The following is a 20,448-nucleotide window of genomic DNA, read 5'->3' on the forward strand; positions in this document are numbered from 1 at the left end:
CGCACGCCTTCGAGCCTCGGACCTGAATGTCAATCGACGATGATGTAGCGCTTCTCGAGCGTGTCCCGACACTGCGCCTGTTGGGAGACGCCTCGTTGCGCATGCTGGCGATCGGCTCGGAGCAGCGTGATTTCGTCCGCGGCGACGTGCTGTTCAATCTCGGCGACGACGCCGACGCCGGCTTCGTGGTCCAGCGCGGCGCCTTCCGGGTTGAAGACGGCGCCGGCGCCGAAATGATCGCCGGTCCCGGCGCGTTGATCGGCGAGCTCGCGCTGGTGGTGCCGATGAAGCGGCCGTCGAGCGCGGTCGCGCTGGAGCATTCCTCCGTCATCCGCGTCGCCCGCAGCCTGTTCCAGCGCGTGCTCGAAAGCGATCCCGCTGCGGCGGTGCGCCTGCGCGACGAGTTCGCGGTGCGCTCCAGCCAGATCGCCAGCGATATTTTGATGGCGGGTGCGAAGCTGACGTCGTAGCTCTCTCCACTCGTCATTCCGGGGCGCGACGAAGTCGCGAACTATGGTGCGCAATTGCGCACCTGAGAATCCATTGAGCGGCAGAGTCAGTTGATGAATGGCTTCCGGGCTCGCGCCAAGTGGCGCGCCCCGGAATGACGAGGGCGGCTCACACCTCCAGCGTCACCGTCACAGGCACGTGGTCCGATGGCCGCTCCCAGCTGCGCGCATCGCGCAGAATCCTGAAATCGCTGACTGCATCCTTCAGCGCGCGCGAGACCCAGATGTGGTCGAGCCTGCGGCCGCGATCGCCGATGGTCCAGTCGGCGGAGCGGTAGCTCCACCACGTATAGACCTTCTCCGACATCGGGATGCGCTCGCGCGCGACGTCGACCCATTCGCCGGCCGCGAGCGCCGCCTTCAGCTTCTCCGTTTCGACAGGCGTGTGCGAGACCACTTTCAGCAGCTGCTTGTGCGACCACACGTCGTTCTCGTGCGGGGCGACGTTGAGATCGCCGACCAGGATGTGGCGGTCCTCACCGCGCGGATGCAGCGGCTCGCACGCTGTCATCTCGTCGAGGAAGCGGAGCTTGTGATCGAATTTCTCGTTCAGTGCGGGATCGGGAATGTCGCCGCCCGCGGGCACGTAGAAATTATGCAGCACCAGTGGTTTTGCGATGCCCGCCTTTTCACCGAACGACACCGAGATGTGGCGCGAATCCACCTTGTCGCAGAAGGTGCGGATGTCCTTCGATTCGAACGGCATCTTCGAGATGATGGCGACGCCGTGATAGCCCTTCTGACCGTTCAGCGCGACGTGCTCGTAGCCGAGCCGCTTGAAGCGCTTCAGCGGAAAAGCATCGTCGATGCACTTGGTCTCCTGCAGGCACAGCACTTCTGGCCGCGCGCTCTTGAGAAATTTCGCGACCAGGTCGATGCGTAGCCGCACCGAATTGATGTTCCAGGTTGTCAGGGAAAGACGCATAGGAAATGCGTCTTAGCATGGATTGGCGTGGGGAAAATGCTTGTCCACAGCGAGCTCTCGTAGGGTGGGCAAAGCGAAGCGTGCCCACCGTGATGGCCGTGAGGAGAGGTGGTGGGCACGGCGCAAGAGCGCCTTTGCCCACCCTACGGCAGCGGAGCGCTCAACCCCGCGACGGCGTGTTGTAATTGGTGAAATCGATCTTGAACATGTTGGGGTCGAGCTTCTTGCTCGAGTCCAGATTGTACACCGCAATCGTCGTGTCGTAGCCCTGCGGATCGGTGACGGTCCACTGCTTGAGCTGGCCGTCCTTGGCGCCGAACATCAGCAGCAAGCGGCTGGTGCCGACCAGGGCCTGCTTCTCCTCGATGGTGACGCTGACGAAGACGTCGTCGGCCGAGACGCCAACGACATTGGTGTCCCTCATCAGGTCGATGCGGTCGGACAATAGAAAGCGCAGCGGCGTCTGCGACAGCGGGTAGACGTCCTGGGTCGCGAGCTTGCGGTCGCGCACCACGAGCGAGGATCCGTCGGCGACGATGTCGATCGGGCTCGGCGCATCATATTCGAAGCGTACCTTGCCGGGTTTCTGGATGTAGAAGTCGCCCTGCGTCTTGCTGCCGTCGGGACCGACCTGGACGAAATTCCCGACCAACGTCTGCAGCGACGACAGATAGGCGCTGACCTTGGCCGCCTGCGCTTTCTGGTTGGCGTCGAAGGTCTGGAAGATGCTGCTCGGAACGTTGCGCCGCGGATCCGGGATCACCGGATTGGGCGGCGCCTGCGTCGCGCCGGTGACGGCCGGCCCACCGGCGGTCGCGCCGCCGTCACGCCCCTTCGGCGCGGGCTTCGGCACCGGCACGGTCTGCGCGAAAGACGCAGCGGTCACCATCGCGGCGGTGACGAGAAGCACGCCGGCCATGCGCGCGCTTCGCGCGGCGATCGTGGCAGCGAATCGAATGTCCGGATGTCTGATCAACGCGTCGTCCTGTGTGGCTGGGCGCCCTTTTACCGTGATTTCGGGCAAAAGCAGATATCGAATTTGCGTGAAATGTTGCTCAGAGGCTCCTCGCCTCACATATGGCTGTCTTCTTCCTCGACCAGAATCTCGCGCTTGCCGGCATGGTTGGCGGGACCGACGATGCCCTCCAGTTCCATGCGCTCCATCAGCGATGCGGCGCGGTTGTAGCCGATTTGCAGGCGGCGCTGGATGTAGCTGGTCGAGGCCTTGCGATCGCGTTTGACGATCGCAACCGCCTGCTGGAAGAGATCGCCGCCGCCATCGCCGCCCATGCCGGTGGCGTCGAACACGGCACCGTCCTCGTCCTCGGTCGGCTCTTCGGCGGTGACGGCTTCGAGATATTCCGGCTGTCCCTGGGTCTTGAGGTGACGCACCACCTTCTCGACTTCCTCGTCGGAGGCGAACGGTCCGTGCACGCGGCTGATGCGGCCGCCGCCCGCCATGTAGAGCATGTCGCCCTGGCCGAGCAGCTGCTCGGCGCCCATCTCGCCGAGAATGGTGCGGCTGTCGATCTTGGACGTGACCTGGAAGGCGATACGGGTCGGGAAGTTCGCCTTGATGGTGCCGGTGATGACGTCGACCGACGGACGCTGCGTCGCCAGGATCACGTGCAGGCCGGCGGCGCGCGCCATCTGCGCCAGACGCTGCACCGCGCCTTCGATGTCCTTGCCGGCGACCATCATCAGGTCGGCCATTTCGTCGACGATGATGACGATGTAGGGCAGCGGATCGAGCGAGAGCTTCTCTTCCTCGTAGATCGCCTTGCCGGTCTCCTTGTCGAAGCCGGTATGCACCGTGCGCGTCGGCTCCTCGCCCTTGGCCTTCAATTCGAGCAGGCGCGTGTTGTAACCGTCGATGTTGCGCACACCGAGCTTGGCCATGTTCTTGTAGCGCTCTTCCATCTCGCGCACGGCCCATTTCAGCGCGACCACCGCCTTCTTCGGGTCGGTCACAACAGGCGTGAGCAGATGGGGAATGCCGTCATAGACGGAGAGCTCGAGCATCTTCGGATCGACCATGATCAGGCGGCACTGGTCCGGCCGCAGCCGGTAGACCAGGCTGAGGATCATGGTGTTGATCGCGACCGACTTGCCCGAGCCGGTGGTACCGGCGATCAGCATGTGCGGGGTGCGCGCGAGGTCGATGATGACGGGGTCGCCGCCGATGGTCTTGCCGAGGCAGAGCGGCAGCTTCGCCACCGTATCGGTCGCCTCCTTCGCCACCAGCAATTCGCGCAAATAGACTTTCTCGCGATGCGCGTTCGGCAGCTCGATGCCGATCGCGTTGCGGCCGGGCACGACGGCGACGCGTGCCGACAGCGCGCTCATCGAGCGGGCGATGTCGTCGGCGAGGCCGATCACGCGCGAGGACTTGATGCCGGGCGCCGGCTCGAGCTCGTACAGCGTAACGACCGGACCGGGATTAGCCTTCACGATCTCGCCGCGCACGCCGAAATCCTGCAGCACGCCTTCGAGCGAACGGGAATTGTTCTCCAGCTCGGCCTTGCTGAGCGGCTGGCGATCGCCGGCCTTTGGTGCGGCCAGCATGGAGACGGACGGGAGGTCGAACTTGTCGGAGGATTTCTTGGAAGCGGGCTTCGGCGCGGCTTTCTTCTTCGGGGCGCGCGCGGCGGGCTCCTCCTCTTCCTCCTCCTCGTCCTCCAATTCGTCTTCGTGCTCGTCCTCGTAGTCCTCGTCTTGAGACTGCGGCGAGATCGACGGCGCCGAGCGGCCGCCGCCGAGATTCGGCTCCTGCCGGCTGAACTGGGCGGACTTGGTCTTCGGTCCGCTCGAGACCAGCGAGCGGTAGGCGGCACCACACAGCCAGATCAGCCGCGCCTTGGTGCTCATCAATGCATGGAACAGCCAGCCCAGCGAGACCGAACCCCGATCGCTCTCCTCGTCTTCGTCGAGCGGCTTGTCGTCATCGGCGACCTCAGCGATCTCGTCGTCTTGCTCGCGCGCGCCGAGGCCGCAGGCGATCAGGAAGGTCGCTGTCATCGCGGCTAACAGGATCGTGCCCAGCACGATGCGATAGATCGTACCGGCCGGCCCGAAGATCACCGCGGGCGCGCGCACCAGCGCATCGCCGACCACGCCGCCGAGGCCGGTCGGCAGCGGCCAGGCCCCGCCATGCTGAAAGCAACTGACGAAGCCTGCCGCGATCACCGTGCAGAGAATCCAGGAGCCGAGCCGCAGCGCCTCGCGGTCGAACGGCCGATGCGTCATCATGCGCCAGCCCCAGACCGCAACGGTCAGGACCAGCATGATCGCGCCGAGCCCCAGGATCTGCATGGCGAGATCGGCGCCGATCGCGCCGGCATAGCCGAGGATGTTGCGGATCGGCCGCGAGGTCGCGTGGCTGAGACTGGGGTCCTGCACCGACCACGTCATCATCGCCGCCGCGGCGATGCCCGCCAGCGCGATCAGGCCGAGGCCGGCGAGCTCGCGCATGCGCCGCGCCAGCCCCTCGCGGATCGAGGGCGGCAGATGGCAGACCAGAGGAATGACGCGTTCGATTGCCGACATGCTCACGGGCCCCGCCTAACCCAGAGTCTCGACCAGCCGGTGCAGCGCCTGCGCCGTGGTCTCGCCGTCCTGCACCAGCGCCAGGCGGATATAGCCTGCGCCGGGATTGAATCCGTCAGGCTGCTGTCGCGCCAGGAAGCTGCCGGGCACCACGCGCACGCCGGCTTCCTTGAACAGCTTGAGCGTCACCGACACGTCGTCGCCGATCTCGGAGGTGTTGAGCCAGACGCAGAAGCCGGCATCGGGGCGGCGATAGCCGTAACGATTGCCGATGATCTGGTCGGCGAGGTCGAACTTGATCCGGTACAGCCGCCGATTCTCCTCGACATGCGCCTCGTCGCCATAGGCGACCGTCGCGACATGCTGCAGCGGCACCGGCACCTGGGGCGCGGCGATGTTGCGCAGCTCGAGGAACATGCCGATGAACCTCTTGTCGCCGGCGGCAAAGCCGACGCGCAGGCCCGGCAGGTTGGAGCGCTTCGACAGTGACTGGAACGCGACCACGCGCGTGAAGTCGGGGCCGGCGCATTCCAGCGCGCTGCCGGGTGCCTCGCGGGTGTAGATCTCGGAATAACATTCGTCGCTGAGGATCACGAAGCCGTAGCGGTCGGCGAGCTGCTTCAAGCGCTTGAAGTAGCCGGGCCTCGCCACCGAGCCCTGCGGATTGGCGGGCGAAGCCAAGTAGAACGCCACCGTGCGCGCCAGGGTCGCTTCGTCGATGGCGTCGAGGTCGGGCAGGAAGCCGTTCTCGACCGTGGTCGGCAGATGGACCGGCTCGCAAGCGGCCGCAAGCGCGCCCGCGCCGTAGACCGGATAGAACGGGTTTGGCATCAGGATCGCGGGCTTGCCCGGACGCGGGCCGACATAGCGCGCGGCCGCGATCGCGGCGAGGAACAGCCCCTCGCGGCTGCCATTGAGGACGAGAATCTCGCTCTCGGGGTCGAGCGGCCGCGGCAGCTTGAAGCGCGTCGACAGCCAGGCCCCGGCGGCGTTGCGGAACGGATCGGTGCCCTTGTTCGCGGGATAACGGCCGAAATCGGCGATGTGCTTGGCCAGCACCGGGCCGACGAAGTCGGGCACGGGATGCTGGGGCTCGCCGACCGCAAGCGAAATCAAGGGCTTGCCCGGCTGATGCGGGGCCAGCAGCTCGTTCAGCCGGACGAAGGGCGAGCGTTCGGAATCGGAGCCATTACCGCCCTGCGGCGCACGGGATGAAGCGGTCAGAGCCATTCGTTGGGCGCCAGTACTCTTGGAACGGCCGGTCGCTACCATAGGCGCCGGCGGGAAGCGGTTCAGTTCACCATAGATAGGGCGAGGTTAAGACGCGATTAACCATCGGCCGCCGCCCGCGTCCAGAGCGGGAATAATGGGGCCGGAGACAGCGGCGTACATGGACGGTCCACCCTCCCCTGGAGGTGCCTGCAGGCGGAGCCATCAAAAGAAAGGGGCTCCAGCTTGCGCTGGAGCCCCTCAACGGTCAGGGCATTGCCGGGTATGTGCCCGAACCGTAGTTGTGGACGCGGTCCCCGAAGAGACCGCGCCCGGGAGGAGAGGGTCACATGTTGTAGGCGCGCTCGGTGTGCTCGGTGATGTCGAGGCCTTCACGCTCGCTCTCGACATTGGCGCGGAGGCCGACGATCACATCGACAACCTTGAAGAGGATCGCCGAGCCGACGCCCGACCACACCAGCGTGGTGCAGACGGCCTTGATCTGGGCGAGCATCTGCGTGGCGAAGTCGTAATCGGCGACCTTCGGCGGGATCGCCGAATAGTCGATGATGCCGGCGCCGCCGAGCGCGGGGTTGACCAGAATGCCGGTGCCGATGGCGCCGACGATGCCGCCGATGCAGTGCACGCCGAACACGTCGAGCGAGTCGTCGTAGCCGAGCGCGTTCTTCACCACGGTGCAGAAGAACAGGCAGACCACGCCGACCACGAGGCCGAGGACGATCGCTCCCATGACGCCGGAGAAGCCGGCGGCGGGCGTGACGGCCACGAGGCCCGCGACGGCGCCTGAGATCACGCCGAGCACGGAGGGATGACCCTTGATGATCCACTCCGCGAACATCCACGACAGCGCGGCGGCTGCGGTGGCGACGAAGGAGTTGGTCATGGCGAGCGCAGCGCCGCCGCTGGCCTCGAGGTTGGAACCGGCATTGAAGCCGAACCAGCCGACCCAGAGCAGCGAGGCGCCGATCATCGACATGGTCAGCGAGTGCGGGGCCATCAGCTCCTTGCCGTAGCCGACGCGCTTGCCGATCAGGAGAGCGCCGACGAGGCCCGCGATACCGGCGTTGATGTGCACCACGGTGCCGCCCGCGAAGTCGATCGCGCCCATCTTGAAGATCCAGCCGGCATCGGCGTTGAGCTCGTCGAGCTTGGCCTGGGCCGCGGTCTTCGCCGCCGCGTCAGTAGCGGCAGCCAACGCTTTGGCCGCATCCTGGATCAGGTCCGGACCCTGCCAGTACCAGACCATGTGCGCGATCGGGAAATAGACCAGCGTCACCCAGAGCGGAACGAACAGCGCGATCGCCGCGAACTTCATGCGCTCGGCGAAGGCGCCGACGATGAGAGCGGGCGTGATCGCCGCGAAGGTCATCTGGAAGCAGACGTAAATCAGCTCCGAGATGTTGGCGTCGACCGAGAAGGTCGCGGCCTTCGTGTCGGTGGTGACGCCCATCATGAAGGCCTTGGAGAAGCCGCCAATGAAGTCGGAGCCGCCGGTGAAGGTGAGGCTATAGCCGTATACGGCCCAGATCACGCAGACGACGCAGACGGTGTAGAACACCTGCATCAGGACCGAGAGCATGTTCTTGGAACGAACCAGACCGCCGTAGAACAGCGCGAGGCCGGGGATCGTCATCAACAGCACCAGCACTGTCGATGTCAGCATCCAGGCGTTGTCTCCCTTGTTGACCGTTGGCTCGGCGTAGGCTGCGGTCGCAGCGAACAGGCCGACTGCGAGAGCCGCCAGTCCCGCGCCATAGGGACGCTTGAACGTCATATTGTTTACTCCTGCTTGGATAAGGTTGAGCGCGAAATCAGAGGGCCGCGGCATCGGCCTCGCCGGTGCGGATACGCACCGCGTGGTCGAGGTTGATGACGAAGATCTTGCCGTCGCCGATCTGTCCGGTTTTCGCCGCGGACGTGATGGCATCGATGGTCTTGTCGACCTGGTCGGAGGCGACAGCGACCTCGATCTTGATCTTGGGCAGGAAGCTCACGGCATATTCGGCGCCGCGATAGATTTCCGTATGGCCCTTCTGGCGGCCATACCCCTTGACTTCCGTCACCGTGAGACCGTGAACGCCGATGGCGGTCAGGGCGTCACGGACTTCTTCAAGCTTGAATGGCTTGATGATCGCCATAACAATTTTCATGGGTCCTATCCCCGCTTGGGCCCGGTCCGGACGTGGCCGGGCGTTCTCGACTGGTTCGCCACGAGGGAGAAGTTTCACTACGCGGGCACAGCCGGACCCCTAGAATCAAATGCCGTGCCAGATCAGGCGGATTGCCTAACGGACTATGAAGACGGGGGTTTTCGCCTTTGGCGGGTGTTGCAATGCAGTGCGCTATTACGTCGCGCTCAAAACGTGGTCACGCCTGCTGAAAATAAGGGCAAGACAGGCTCCCGACACAATGTTGCTCACGTGTCGGGCAGCGAGGCGGTATTTACGTAGCGTCGGCGCCTATTGCAGGGCTTCACCGTGCTGCGAAATATCCAGACCCTCCAGCTCGTGCTCACGGGATACGCGCAAGGGCACGAACAGGCCGACCAGCTTGAGCAGGATGAAGCTGACGCCCGCCGACCAGACGAAGGTCACGGCGACCCCATAGAACTGGATCAGGAGCTGCTGCGGATTGCCCTCCAGCAGGCCGGCGGTGCCGCCGATGGCGCTGGTGGCGAACACGCCGCCGAGCAGGGTGCCGGTCAGGCCGCCGATGCCGTGGACGCCGAAGACGTCGAGCGAATCGTCGTAGTCGAAGCGGTGCTTCAGCCAGGTACAGGCCCAGTAGCAGAGCGCACCGGCAATGATGCCGATGACGATGCCGTGCCATGGCGCGACGAAGCCCGAGGCCGGCGTGATGGTGCCGAGACCTGCGACCGCGCCGGAGATCATGCCGAGCACCGAGGGCTTGCGCCGCGTCGCCCATTCGATCGCGCCCCAGGTCAGTGCGCCCGCGCAGGCGGCCAGGTGGGTCGCGATGATCGCCATCACCGCGCGTGAGTTCGCTCCGAGCGCCGAGCCGCCGTTGAAGCCGAACCAGCCGACCCACAACAGGCCGGTGCCCATCACTGCGAGCGACAGATCGAACGGCGAGAGATTCTCGGTGCCGTAGCCGTGACGGCGTCCCATCACCTTGGCTGCAACGAGGCCGCCGGTGCCGGCCGACAGATGCACGACGAGACCGCCGGCGAAATCGAGCACGCCCATGCTGGCGAGGAAGCCGCCGCCCCACACCCAATGCGCCAGCGGAATGTAGACGAAGATGAACCAGGCGACCGAGAACAGGAGATAGGCGGAGAACCGCATGCGGTCGGCGACCGAGCCGGCGACCAGCGCCACCGTGATGATGGCAAACGTCATCTGGTACAGCATGAACAGCGATTCCGGGATCGTCTTCGCCGCCGGGTTGACGCTGTCCATGGTCATGCCGGCGAGAAACCAGCGATCGAGCGTGCCGATCCAGGGGCCGTCGCCGACGAAGCACAGCGAATAGCCGAACGCCACCCAGAGAATGGAGATCAGCGTTACCGCGGCCAGGCTCTGCGCCATGGTGGCGAGCACGTTCTTCTTGCGCACCATGCCGGAATAGAACAGCGCAAGCCCCGGGATCGTCATCATCAGCACCAGCGCTGTCGCGACGATCATCCAGGCGGTGTCGGCGGTGCTGATCTCGTTTGCCGCCGCGTGCGCCGGCGCAGCTAGGACGGACACAAATCCGATTGGCGCAGCCTTGGCAGCTGCGCGGCGCGACAATCCCGCCATATCGTTCCCCCCGGCGTCAATTGGCGTCGCACATCATGGCGTATGTGCCCGGTGCGATCGAAGCAGTCGTGTCAAAGCGTTTTCGAGCGAAGTGGATACCGGTTCGCGTGACAAGAAAACGCGTCAAAACAAAAAGTCAGAGCGCGTCGCTGTCGGTCTCGCCGGTGCGGATGCGCAGCGCGTGGTCGATCGGCGTGACGAAGATCTTGCCGTCGCCGATCTGGCCGGTGCGCGCCGTCGCGGTGATCACGGCGACCGCCTTGTCGGCGACGTCGGAAGCGACCGCGATCTCGATGCGCAGCTTCGGCAGGAAGTTCACGACATATTCGGCGCCGCGATAGATCTCGGTGTGGCCCTTCTGCCGGCCATAGCCTTTCACCTCGGTCACGGTCATGCCGTGCACGCCGATCGCCGTTAGGGCCTGGCGGACCTCATCGAGCTTGAAGGGTTTGATGATCGCGACGACGAGTTTCATGGTCAGGCCTATTCCCCGGGATGCGCCGCGCCGTATGTCCCCGGCGCTGCGTCAATCTGGCATCTTTCCGGGCAAATGGCACAAAAAAGTTGCCGATTGAAGCGGAAAAACGTTTGGCCAAGGGCGATCATGTGAACGGCCGCCTCTGTACAGGGCAGCTGTTCATCATTCACAATGCATTTTTGGCATGGATGCGGTGAACCCAGGCGTGAACCGAAGCGTCCCGGCCGGTACATACCTAAGTTCGAGGGGGACGTTCCATGGCGAGTTGGTTTTACGCATCCGAGGGCAAGCAGCAGGGGCCCTTTCCGGAAGGGCAATTCCGCGACCTCGTTGCGCAGGGCGTCGTGCGTCCGGACACCCTGGTCTGGACCGAGGGCATGGCCGGCTGGCAGAAGGCCGCCGAAATTCCCGGCCTGATCGGCGGCGGTGCGCCGCCGATGGTCCCGACGGGCGGAGGTGGCTATGGCGGCGCTGCCGGCTATGCAAGCGGTGGATCGCTCTCGGTCGATTTCAGCATCCTCGAATTCACCTGGCGCAGCATCGTCCTGCTGATCGGAATGATCTTCGTCATCCCGGCGCCTTGGGCCTTCGTCTGGTACACCAGATGGATCGTCTCCTGCGTGAACGTCCCCGGGCGGCCGAACCTCAGCTTCACCGGCAATGCGATGACGTTGGTGCCGTGGTATTTCGGCTTCATCGTTCTCGCCATCGCGCTTGGCTTCGTCGGCAGCGAGATTCTGAGCAACCTGCTGTTCATCGTGCAGATCGTGCTCTACTGGCTGCTGATCAAATGGATGGTCGCGAACCTCGCCTCCAACGGGCAGCCGCTGGGCCTCAGCTTCACCGGTTCGGTCTGGGCCTATATCGGCTGGAATCTGCTGTTCGCGATTTCCATCATCACCATCATCGGCTGGGCCTGGGTGGCCGCGGCTCAGATGCGCTGGTTCTGCCGCAACGTCGAGGGCACCCGGCGCGAGATCGTCTTCAAGGGCAGCGGCCTCGATATCCTCTGGCGCGGCATCGTGGCCGCCATCCTGATGTGCTTCATCATCCCGATCCCGTGGGTGTACCGCTGGATCATGAACTGGTTCGCCTCGCAGACCGAGCTCGCGCCGCGCGGCTCGCTCGGGGCATGATCTGAACGCTTCAGGCGCTGCTTGAAGCGATCAGGCCTTCCGTTCGCGCACCGAGCCTTCCTGCGCGACGGAGGCGACCAGCGTGCCGTCCGGCTTGAAGATCGAGCCGCGGGTCAGCCCCCGTCCCGATTGCGCGCTCGGCGAATCCTGCGCGTAGAGCAGCCATTCGTCGGCGCGGAACGGGCGATGGAACCACATCGCGTGGTCGAGACTCGCCGGCATCATGCGCTTGTCGAACAGCGTGCGGCCATAGCGCGCCATGATCGCATCGAGCAGCGAGAAGTCCGAGGCGTAAGCGAGCGCGCACATGTGCAGCGCCGGATCGTCGGGCAGCTTGGCGGCGGTCTTGATCCAGACGTGGATGCGGCCGTCGTCGATCTTCTGGCCGAAATAACGGCCGAGCTCGACCGGGCGCAGCTCGATCGGCCGATCGGATTCGTAATACCGGCGGATGAAGTCCGGCATCTCCTTGAACATCGGCTGCTTCGCCACCTCCTCCGCCGTGAGCTTTTCCGGCGGCGGCACGTCCGGCATCTCGTCCTGGTGGTCGAACGCAGTCTCCTCCTCGGCGTGGAACGACACCATGATCGAGAAGATCGCGTTGCCGTGCTGGATCGCGGTGACGCGGCGCGTCGAGTAGCTTTTGCCGTCGCGCAGGCGCTCGACCTGATAGATGATCGGGATCTGCGGATCGCCCGGCAGGATGAAATAGCAATGCAGCGAATGCGGCAGCCGGCCCTCCACGGTGCGGCAGGCCGCGACCATCGCCTGCCCGATCACCTGGCCGCCGAACACCCGCTGCCAGCTCGTCTTCGGGCTGTTGCCGCGGAACAGGTTCACCTCGAGCTGCTCGAGGTCGAGGATCCCGATGAGATCGATCAGTCCTTTGGACATGATGGTGCTTTCCAGTGATGCCTCATTCCGGGGCGCACGCGGTGCGAATCCGAAAATCTCGAGCTGATAAACCTCCGGATTCCGGGTACGCGCGTTGCGCGCCCCGGAATGACGGAACGAAGGGCTAGCGGTCCTCGTTTCACCGCACTGTTTCGCCCAGCTCAAGTCTGCTAGCAAGACCGAGAATTGTCCGGGAAGCTTTGGTATGTCGGTACAGGGTAGCATTGTCATCGGTGGCGGCGCGTTTGCCGGCCTTGCGCTGGCCTTGGCGCTACGCCAGGGGCTCGGGCCCGAGATCCCAATCATGGTCGCCGATCCCGCGCTCGGCACGCGGCCGAGCCGCGACCCCCGCGCCACCGCGATCGTCGCCGCCTGCCGCCGCCTGTTCGAGACGATCGGCGCCTGGGACGACGTCCGGGGCGAGGCCCAGCCGATCCTCGACATGGTCGTCACCGATTCCAAGCTCGAGGACGCCACCCGCCCGGTGTTCCTGAACTTCGCCGGCGACGTCGCGCCGGGCGAGCCCTTCGCGCATATGATCGAGAACCGCCGCCTGATCGACGCGCTGGTGGTGCGCGCCGAGGCCGCCGGCATCGATCTTCGCGCCACCCCGGTCGCGTCCTACGATGCGCGCACCGACGGCATCGAGGTGACGCTCGGCGACGGCAGCGTGATCGCGGCGGGCCTCTTGGTCGCCGCCGATGGCGCGCGGTCGAAGCTGCGCGAGCGCGCCGGCATCGTCACTCATGGCTGGGAGTACGATCAGTCCGGCATCGTCGTCACCGTCGGCCACGAGCGCGATCACGAGGGCCGCGCCGAGGAACACTTCCTGCCGGCCGGCCCGTTCGCGATCCTGCCGCTCACCGGCAAACGCTCCTCGCTGGTGTGGACCGAGCGCCGCACTGAGGCCGCGCGCATCATCGCCCTCAGCGACGAGGAATTCCACGCCGAGCTCGAGCAGCGCTTCGGCCTGCATCTCGGCGAGGTCAAGGTGCTCGACAAGCCGCGGGCGTTTCCGCTGTCTTATTTCGTCGCGCGGTCCTTCATCGCCGAGCGCCTCGCGCTGGTCGGCGACGCTGCCCATGTCATCCACCCCATCGCGGGCCAGGGCCTCAACATGGGCCTGAAGGACGTCGCTGCGCTGGCGGAAGTGGTGGTCGATGCCGCGCGGCTCGGCCTGGATATCGGCGGGGCGGACGTGCTCGAACGCTACCAGCGCTGGCGCCGGTTCGACACCATGGCGATGGGCGTCGCCACCAACTCGCTGAACTTCCTGTTCTCCAACCAGTCGACGCTGTTGCGCACGGTGCGCGACGTCGGCCTCGGCCTCGTCGACCGCGCCCCGCCGCTGAAGAACCTCTTCATCCGCCAGGCCGCAGGCCTCACCGGCGAGGTGCCGCGGCTGTTGAAGGGCGAGGCGTTGTAAGGGGCGAATGGTGAGTGGCGAATAGCGAGTAGGTCCATTCGCCATTCGCCACTCCCTATTATCAATCGATCTTGCGCGCCTCTTCCGGCAGCATGATCGGGATGCCGTCGCGAATGGGATAAGCGAGCTTGGCGCTGCGCGAGATCAGCTCCTGCCGCTCAGCATCGAATTCCAGCGGACCCTTGGTCAGCGGGCAGACCAGGATCTCCAGCAATTTTGGATCGACGCTGGCTTCGGGACGTTCGGTGGGCGCGTTCATGGAAGTCTCCGGCACTTGCTTGCCTTTAGCATAGAAATTCGCGCCCGCCATCGCGCTTTAGGCGGAGACCATCGCCAGGAGCTCGTCGAGCATGGTCCGCAGCCGCGCGGCCGGGATTGACGGGCCTGACAGGGCGAAACCGAGAAATGTCCAGTACAGGATCTGCGCGCGGGCCTGCGCCGGTGCCGGGGCGAGCCCCCGCTTTTGCAGCAGCTCCTCGATATAATCGAGCCTGCGGCGATCGATGGCACGCACCGCCCCTTGCGCGCTAGCATCGAACGCCGCCCAATTGCGCACCGCGCGTTCGAGGTCGAGCCGCGCGCCGAAGGATCTCCGCAGCAGCATCTTGACCGGCTCGTCGCCGGCGGCTTCGACGTCGGCGATGATCCGCTCGGCCGCGATCTCGCGCCAGCGCTTCAGCACCGCGGCGTGAAACGCGGCGAGATCGGCGAAATGCCAATAGAAGCTGCCGCGCGATACGCCCATGGCCTTGGCGAGCGGCTCGGCCTTCAAGGCCGTGAAGCCGCTCTTGGCCAGGGCCTTGAGGCCCTGGCCAGTCCAATCGTCAGCGGAGAGCTGTTGGTTCATGTCGTTTCCCGAAAAGCGCACCATACACTAGTGTATTGACAAGCGCTTGGCCAGACGCTATCGAAACATACATGAGTGTATGGAGGCGTCGATGCGGGATCTGCTGCTCCAGTGTGCGGGCGTCGTGACCATCGCCGTTGCGCTCGTTCACGGCTACCTCGGCGAAGCCAAGGTCTTCGCCCGCGCGCGCATCGAGCCGGAGCGCCTCCGCACCTTGATCCGGCTGGTGTGGCAGGCCTCGACCGTGGCCTGGATCGGCGGTGGCGTGCTGCTGATCGCGGCGCCGTGGATGCAATCGGAGCCGGCTCGTCACTGGATCGTCGCGACCATGGCCTGCGTGTTCGGCTGCTCCGCCCTCGCCAACGCCTGGGCGACGCGGGGCCGGCATTTCGGCTGGATGGCGCTCAGTGCGGTCGTCGTGATGTCGGTTGCCGGGTACTAGAACTCATCTAAAGCGGACCAGATCCGTTACCGATCGACCAGGCATTCTTCGGATGCCGTCTCGTCCCTTTCGTGCTCCACGTTGCTGGCGTGGCGCTGATGGGACTCCTGCAGCGCGATGATCACCGGACGCAAGCGCATCCGCGTCCATCTCCAGTCATCCGCAAACGCGCGCAGCGGGCTTCCGGCGCGACCGGCGCGCGGACCGTGTTAGCCCCACAGATCAAATTTTACGGACGGTGTTGGCAAGCCGCTAAGCATGCGATCAGGCGCGGCACAAAATTAACGCGAAGGGCGATTAGCCGGTCCAGCATCGACAAACATCAACAATATCGACGATGGGGCGAAACTGAATGTTCCGCGTTTTCTCCTGCCTTACGGCCGAACACGATTGGCGGCTCGTCGTGCTCGCTGCTCTGGTCTGCTTCGTTGCCAGCATCGTCGCGGTCAGCATCTTCCACCGCGCGATCGCAACGCGCGGGAGAACCCGGTGGATCTGGATCGCCATTGCCGGCGCGGCCATCGGATACGGCATTTGGGCTACGCATTTCGTCGCGATGCTCGCCTACGAGCCCGGGGTCACGACGGGCTACGGCATCGTGTTGACGGCGTCCTCTCTCGCGGCGGCAATGCTGCTGACCTCGGTCGGCTTCGGCGTCGCGGTCGTCACGTCCGGCCGCTGGCGCGCGGCGGCTGGCGGCGTCATCATCGGTGGCGGCATTGCCAGCATGCACTATCTCGGAATGTGGGCGCTCGAAGTGCCGGGCCGAGTCTCCTGGTCCGTAGACCTCGTGCTCCTCTCCATCGTTCTGGGCATGTGTTTTGGCTACGCTGCGCTGGCGGCAGCGCTCACCCGTCAGGGTTATAGCGGCACGCTGGCAGCCGCCACCCTGCTGACGCTCGCCATCGTGTCGCATCACTTCACGGCCATGGGCGCCGTGCAGATCACACCGGATCCGGCGCTCGCGACCGATACGCTTTCGCTGTCTCCGGCCTTCCTCGCGCTCGCCATCGCCGGCGTCGCATTGTCCGTGCTGGGCATGAGCCTGATCGGAGTGCTGGCCGATCGTCGTCTGGCGACCAGAACCGCCAGGTTCGAGGAGATCATCAGCCAGCTCTCCATAGCCCGGCAGCAGCTCGAAGGGTCGCAGAACGAGCTCAAGGAACAGAAGCTGAGGCTGGACACGGCCATCAACCATATGGTCGAGGGCCTTTGCATGTTCGACGCCGGGAAGCGGCTCGTCATCTGCAACGAGCGTTACGCCCGTTTGCACCGGCTGCCGCCGGAATTGCTGCGTGCGGGAACTCCGCACCGCGACATCATCCGTCATCGCGTCACCAGCGGCATACTCGAAGGCGAGGCCAGCGATTTCGCCGCCGAACGGCAGATCGCCAGGCTCGAAGCACTGCCGATCCATGCCGTCTCGAGCCGCATCGATACGTTCGCCGATGGGCGGCTGATCTGCGTGACGCGGCAGCCGATGGCCGGCGGCGGCTGGGTGGCTACGCATCTGGATGTCACCGAGCAACGCCGGTCCGAAGCGAAGATCACCTACATGGCGGAACACGATGCGCTCACCGAGTTGCCGAACCGCGTGCTGCTCAAGGCGCGTCTGGAGCCTGCACTCGCCGATACGCGTGGCGGAAATCTCCATCTGGCGGTTCTCCTGCTCGACCTCGACCGCTTCAAGGAGGTCAACGACACGCTCGGACATCCGGCGGGCGACCTGCTGCTGCGCTCAGTCGCGGCGCGCTTGCTGGATTGCATCAGGGAGACGACGTTCGTCGCCCGACTGGGCGGCGACGAATTCGCAATCGTCGACTACGTGACCAATCCGGCTGCGGACGCGGCCTCTCTCGCCGAGGCGATCCATGGCGCGCTCAGCGAGCCGTTCGATCTCGGCGATCATCAGGTCATTGTCGGCACCAGCATCGGGATCGCCCTTGCGCCCCGAGACGGCGCCGATTCCGACACGATCCTCAGGAGCGCAGATCTTGCCCTCTACTCGGCCAAGAGCGGCGGACGTGGTGCATTCCGCTTCTTCGAGCCGGAGCTGGACCGGCTCCTGCATGCGCGCCGCAACCTGGAGCGGGATCTGCGGAAGGCGCTTGCGAGGAGCGAATTCGAGCTCCACTACCAGCCGTTCGTCAATTTGAAGAGCGGCGAGACCTGTGGCTTCGAGGCGTTGCTGCGTTGGCATCACCCCGAGCGGGGTCTGGTCTCGCCCGGCGAATTCATTCCCGTCGCGGAGGAAACTGGCTTGATCCTGCCGCTGGGGGAATGGGTGTTGAGAACCGCCTGTGCCGAAGCGGCAAAATGGCGTTCCGACCTGAAGATCGCGATCAACCTGTCTCCAGCGCAATTCAGGAGCAAGGAGCTCGTGTCGACGATCGTGAGCGCACTGGCGGCGTCGGGGATTGCTTCAGACCGGCTCGAGCTCGAGGTCACCGAAACCGTCATCATGCATGACAGCGGGACCGTATTCGCAGCACTCAGCCAGCTGCGCGAGCTCGGGGTGCGGATTGCCCTCGACGATTTCGGCACCGGCTATTCGTCGCTCAGCTTTCTGCAGAAGTTTCCCTTCGACAAGATCAAGATCGATCGCAGCTTCGTCAGCGAGCTGTCCAGTCCGATGGAGGAGCCCCATCGGATCGCGCGGGCCGTGGTCCAGTTCGCCACGAGTCTCGGCAAGACGTCCACCGCCGAAGGCGTCGAAACCGCCGAGCAGCTGGACATCCTGCGCCAGGAGGGCTGCGTCGAGGCCCAGGGCTTCCACCTCAGCCCGCCGATACGGGCCTCGACGATCGCACGGCTTGCGGATCGAAAGGCCGAGGCCGGCGAGTTTGCCGCATAGAGCATGATCCGGACCCGAAGGGCCGCGTCAGCGCAAAGTGTGTAGCGGTTTCCGAAAAGATCATGCTCAAACCAAAAAACCCAAAGCGCGATGAGGATTTATCCTAATCGCATCGCGCTTTGGGTCGCTTGACGATCACTGCAGCGGCGGGTCGCCGCTAGTGCGCTTCTTGGCGAGGTCCATCTCGGTGACGGCGATCAGGATCTCGGCGCGGGTCTTCAGGTCGGGCGCCTCCAGCATGGCCTGCTTTTCCGCGGGGCCGTAGGGCGACATCATCGCGAGCGCATTGACGAGGGCTTCATTGGGCGCGCTCTCGACGCCCTCCCAGTCGACCTTGAGGTTGTTGGCCTTCAGGAAGTCCGCCAGCACCGCCAGCAGCGCCTCGCGGTCGACCTCCTCCTCGCCGCGGCGCGCGGTGAAATCGTCGACGTAGGCGAAGAAGTCCACCTTGCACTGCCGATAGGGGGTGAGCACCTCGAGCTCCTCGACCACCTTGAAGCGCGAAACGCCGGTGAGCTCGAGGATGTAGCGGCCGTCGCCGGACTCGGCGAGCTGGGTGATGCGGCCGACGCAGCCGACGCGGAACAGCGCCGGCTTGTCGGAATCCTTCCGCGAATGCGCGATGTCGGGCTGGATCATGCCGATCAGGCGATGGCCGTCGCGGAAGGAATCGTCGACCATCGAAAGGTAGCGCGGCTCGAAGATGTTGAGCGGCATCTGGCCGCGCGGCAGCAGCAGCGCGCCCGGCAGCGGGAAGACCGGAATGATCTCCGGGAGGTCGGCGGGCCCGCGATATTCGATGTTGATCGGCATCTGCCCGGTCCCCTGGCGTTGCTAGCGCATGATCCGGATCCGAAGGACCGCGTTAGCGCAAAGTGTGGAGCGGTTTTCCGAACAGATCATGCTCAAAAAAGGCCGTTACGAAAACAGGATCGTCGACAAACGTTTGCGGCCTTCGACGGTTGCATCATCCGTGCCGCCCCAGGCCTCGAAGAACTGCACCAGCTGCTTGCGGGCGCCGTCGTCGTTCCATTTGCGGTCGCGCTTGATGATCTCGAGCAGCTGCTCGGTCGCCGCCGCGCGGTTGCCTTGGGCGTTGAGCGCGGTGGCGAGGTCGAACCGGGCCTGATGATCGAGCGGATTTGCGGCGACTTTCTGTTCCAGCTCGGCGACCGGTCCAAGCGATTTCGCCTGCTCGGCGAGATCGATTGCGGTCTGCACGGCCTTCACGGCCGGGTCGTTGCGCTTGGATTCCGGCACCATGGCCAGCGTCTGCTTGGCCTGCTCCATCGCGCCGGAAACGGCGTAGCACTTCGCAAGGCCCGCAAGCGCCGCGATGTTGGTGGAATCATGCTGCAGCGCCTCGGCATAGATCTGCGCCGCCGCCGCCGCGTCGCCCTCGGCGAGCACCGCGTCGGCCTCCTGCACGATCTCGGCGACGTTGACCTCGCCCGGCGCGGTGACGCCCTTGGTCAGCCGCTCGATGAAGGCGTTGACCTGGCTCTCCGGCACCGCGCCCATGAAGCCGTCGGCCGGCTGGCCGTTGACGAAGGCGATCACGGCCGGGATCGACTGGATGCCCATCTGGCCCGGGATCGCCGGATGATGGTCGATGTTCATCTTGACCAGCTTGACCTTGCCCTTGGCCGCCTTCACCGCCTTCTCCAGGACGGGGGTGAGCTGCTTGCAGGGGCCGCACCATTCCGCCCAGAAATCGATCAGCACGGGCTGGCGCTTCGATTCCTCGATGACATCCTTCACGAAGGTCTGGGTGGTGGTGTCCTTGATCAGGTCGGCCGCAGCCGGGCCCGCCGCTCCGTTACCCTGGTCGATGATCGTCACGGGATTCCCTCGTCATGTCTGGAATGGCGGCTCTTTAGCACGCCGCCGCGTCATATGCTTGTGGTCGGCTCCTAAATTGGGCCGAATGGGCCGAATTTCAATCCAGGCCCTCCGATTCGCCGGTTCCGGGACGTTTCCGGTCGATTTGGCCGGCTTTGGGCTCCATACAGGGTCCGAATTGCGAATTGAGGCCGCCTGTAGCTGTTGCATTCCCCTCCCGCTTTTGGCATACGACAGCCGTTGCCGGCGCGTCACGCGACCGACACAGGATGCGGGTGTAGCTCAGTGGTAGAGCACGACCTTGCCAAGGTCGGGGTCGAGGGTTCGAGCCCCTTCGCCCGCTCCAGTTTTTCCTAGGCTGGCCTAGGAAGCGCTCTCCAACCTCGGAGAGCATTGTATGAGCCTCAAAGACTCCAAAGGGCAAGCGCGAGCTGTTGTTGGGCATGAGCCGCCTCGTACGGCGATTTGCTGTCCGCGCTTGCGAGAGCGGCCTCAAACCGAGGCCGGAGCAATTTTGAAGGTCTTTCGGTATTTACGGGCAAGTGAAGACGCCGGGAA

The 20,448-nt window shown here is 64.9% G+C and carries 18 protein-coding genes and 1 tRNA gene; 6 read left to right on the forward strand and 13 right to left on the reverse strand.

Features of this window, described 5'->3' with window-relative positions:
* Window positions 1–26 precede the first annotated feature (26 nt).
* Window positions 27–470, forward strand: a complete 444-nt coding sequence (locus I6F12_RS28195; RefSeq protein WP_025033074.1) for a cyclic nucleotide-binding domain-containing protein — start codon at window positions 27–29, stop codon at window positions 468–470.
* A gap of 148 nt (window positions 471–618) precedes the next feature.
* Here I6F12_RS28195 and I6F12_RS28200 read toward each other — a convergent pair whose 3' ends face one another.
* From I6F12_RS28200 to I6F12_RS28235, 8 genes are all read right to left on the reverse strand, one after another.
* Complete coding sequence (locus tag I6F12_RS28200; protein WP_225157704.1) at window positions 619–1,434, reverse strand: exodeoxyribonuclease III; 816 nt, start codon at window positions 1,432–1,434, stop codon at window positions 619–621.
* 160 nt (window positions 1,435–1,594) lie between these two features.
* The gene (locus tag I6F12_RS28205) at window positions 1,595–2,353 is read right to left on the reverse strand and encodes an outer membrane lipoprotein carrier protein LolA (RefSeq protein WP_036003066.1); all 759 of its coding nucleotides are present in this window, start codon (window positions 2,351–2,353) and stop codon (window positions 1,595–1,597) included.
* A 152-nt stretch (window positions 2,354–2,505) separates the two neighbouring features.
* A complete protein-coding gene (locus I6F12_RS28210) occupies window positions 2,506–4,986 on the reverse strand; it encodes a DNA translocase FtsK (protein ID WP_225157705.1) in 2,481 nt (826 codons plus the stop codon).
* Window positions 4,987–4,995: 9 nt separating this feature from the next.
* Entirely contained in the window at window positions 4,996–6,210 is a 1,215-nt protein-coding gene (locus I6F12_RS28215) for an aminotransferase class I/II-fold pyridoxal phosphate-dependent enzyme (protein WP_109141975.1), read from the reverse strand.
* 325 nt (window positions 6,211–6,535) lie between these two features.
* A complete protein-coding gene (locus I6F12_RS28220; RefSeq protein WP_036003055.1) occupies window positions 6,536–7,984 on the reverse strand; it encodes an ammonium transporter in 1,449 nt (482 codons plus the stop codon).
* Window positions 7,985–8,021: 37 nt separating this feature from the next.
* Window positions 8,022–8,360, reverse strand: a complete 339-nt coding sequence (locus I6F12_RS28225; RefSeq protein WP_008142813.1) for a P-II family nitrogen regulator — start codon at window positions 8,358–8,360, stop codon at window positions 8,022–8,024.
* A 309-nt stretch (window positions 8,361–8,669) separates the two neighbouring features.
* On the reverse strand, window positions 8,670–9,971 hold the full coding sequence (locus I6F12_RS28230) for an ammonium transporter (RefSeq protein ID WP_225157706.1): 1,302 nt from the start codon (window positions 9,969–9,971) through the stop codon (window positions 8,670–8,672).
* A gap of 136 nt (window positions 9,972–10,107) precedes the next feature.
* Window positions 10,108–10,446, reverse strand: a complete 339-nt coding sequence (locus I6F12_RS28235) for a P-II family nitrogen regulator (RefSeq protein WP_008142802.1) — start codon at window positions 10,444–10,446, stop codon at window positions 10,108–10,110.
* A 260-nt stretch (window positions 10,447–10,706) separates the two neighbouring features.
* Here I6F12_RS28235 and I6F12_RS28240 point away from each other — a divergent pair, with 260 nt between their 5' ends.
* Window positions 10,707–11,585 (forward strand): DUF4339 domain-containing protein, encoded by an 879-nt coding sequence (locus tag I6F12_RS28240; RefSeq protein ID WP_109141977.1) that lies wholly within the window; start codon window positions 10,707–10,709, stop codon window positions 11,583–11,585.
* Between the two features lie 30 nt (window positions 11,586–11,615).
* On the opposite strand, the gene tesB is transcribed toward I6F12_RS28240, so the two are convergent.
* Window positions 11,616–12,479, reverse strand: a complete 864-nt coding sequence (gene tesB / locus I6F12_RS28245; RefSeq protein WP_225157707.1) for an acyl-CoA thioesterase II — start codon at window positions 12,477–12,479, stop codon at window positions 11,616–11,618.
* 205 nt (window positions 12,480–12,684) lie between these two features.
* On the opposite strand from tesB, the gene I6F12_RS28250 reads away from it, so the two are divergent.
* The gene (locus I6F12_RS28250; protein ID WP_225157708.1) at window positions 12,685–13,905 is read left to right on the forward strand and encodes a ubiquinone biosynthesis hydroxylase; all 1,221 of its coding nucleotides are present in this window, start codon (window positions 12,685–12,687) and stop codon (window positions 13,903–13,905) included.
* 61 nt (window positions 13,906–13,966) lie between these two features.
* Here I6F12_RS28250 and I6F12_RS28255 read toward each other — a convergent pair whose 3' ends face one another.
* Together I6F12_RS28255 and I6F12_RS28260 are read right to left on the reverse strand one after the other, a co-directional pair.
* Window positions 13,967–14,164, reverse strand: a complete 198-nt coding sequence (locus I6F12_RS28255) for a Trm112 family protein (RefSeq protein ID WP_036003042.1) — start codon at window positions 14,162–14,164, stop codon at window positions 13,967–13,969.
* A 57-nt stretch (window positions 14,165–14,221) separates the two neighbouring features.
* Entirely contained in the window at window positions 14,222–14,752 is a 531-nt protein-coding gene (locus I6F12_RS28260; protein ID WP_225127424.1) for a TetR/AcrR family transcriptional regulator, read from the reverse strand.
* 91 nt (window positions 14,753–14,843) lie between these two features.
* Between I6F12_RS28260 and I6F12_RS28265 the strand changes: the two genes are divergently transcribed.
* Both I6F12_RS28265 and I6F12_RS28270 read left to right on the forward strand, forming a co-directional pair.
* Window positions 14,844–15,194 carry a hypothetical protein gene (locus I6F12_RS28265; protein WP_036003036.1) on the forward strand — a complete coding sequence of 117 codons (351 nt, stop codon included), beginning with the start codon at window positions 14,844–14,846 and terminating at the stop codon, window positions 15,192–15,194.
* 352 nt (window positions 15,195–15,546) lie between these two features.
* A complete protein-coding gene (locus tag I6F12_RS28270) occupies window positions 15,547–18,048 on the forward strand; it encodes an EAL domain-containing protein (protein ID WP_225157709.1) in 2,502 nt (833 codons plus the stop codon).
* Window positions 18,049–18,183: 135 nt separating this feature from the next.
* Here I6F12_RS28270 and I6F12_RS28275 read toward each other — a convergent pair whose 3' ends face one another.
* Entirely contained in the window at window positions 18,184–18,861 is a 678-nt protein-coding gene (locus tag I6F12_RS28275) for an LON peptidase substrate-binding domain-containing protein (RefSeq protein WP_036003016.1), read from the reverse strand.
* 105 nt (window positions 18,862–18,966) lie between these two features.
* Window positions 18,967–19,890 carry a thioredoxin gene (gene trxA / locus I6F12_RS28280; protein ID WP_025033093.1) on the reverse strand — a complete coding sequence of 308 codons (924 nt, stop codon included), beginning with the start codon at window positions 19,888–19,890 and terminating at the stop codon, window positions 18,967–18,969.
* A 271-nt stretch (window positions 19,891–20,161) separates the two neighbouring features.
* Here trxA and I6F12_RS28285 point away from each other — a divergent pair.
* A tRNA-Gly gene (locus tag I6F12_RS28285) sits at window positions 20,162–20,236 on the forward strand.
* Window positions 20,237–20,448: the final 212 nt, after the last annotated feature.

The organism is Bradyrhizobium sp. IC4059 (genome assembly GCF_020193615.1).
In the GTDB taxonomy this organism is placed as follows: Bacteria; Pseudomonadota; Alphaproteobacteria; order Rhizobiales; family Xanthobacteraceae; genus Bradyrhizobium; species Bradyrhizobium yuanmingense.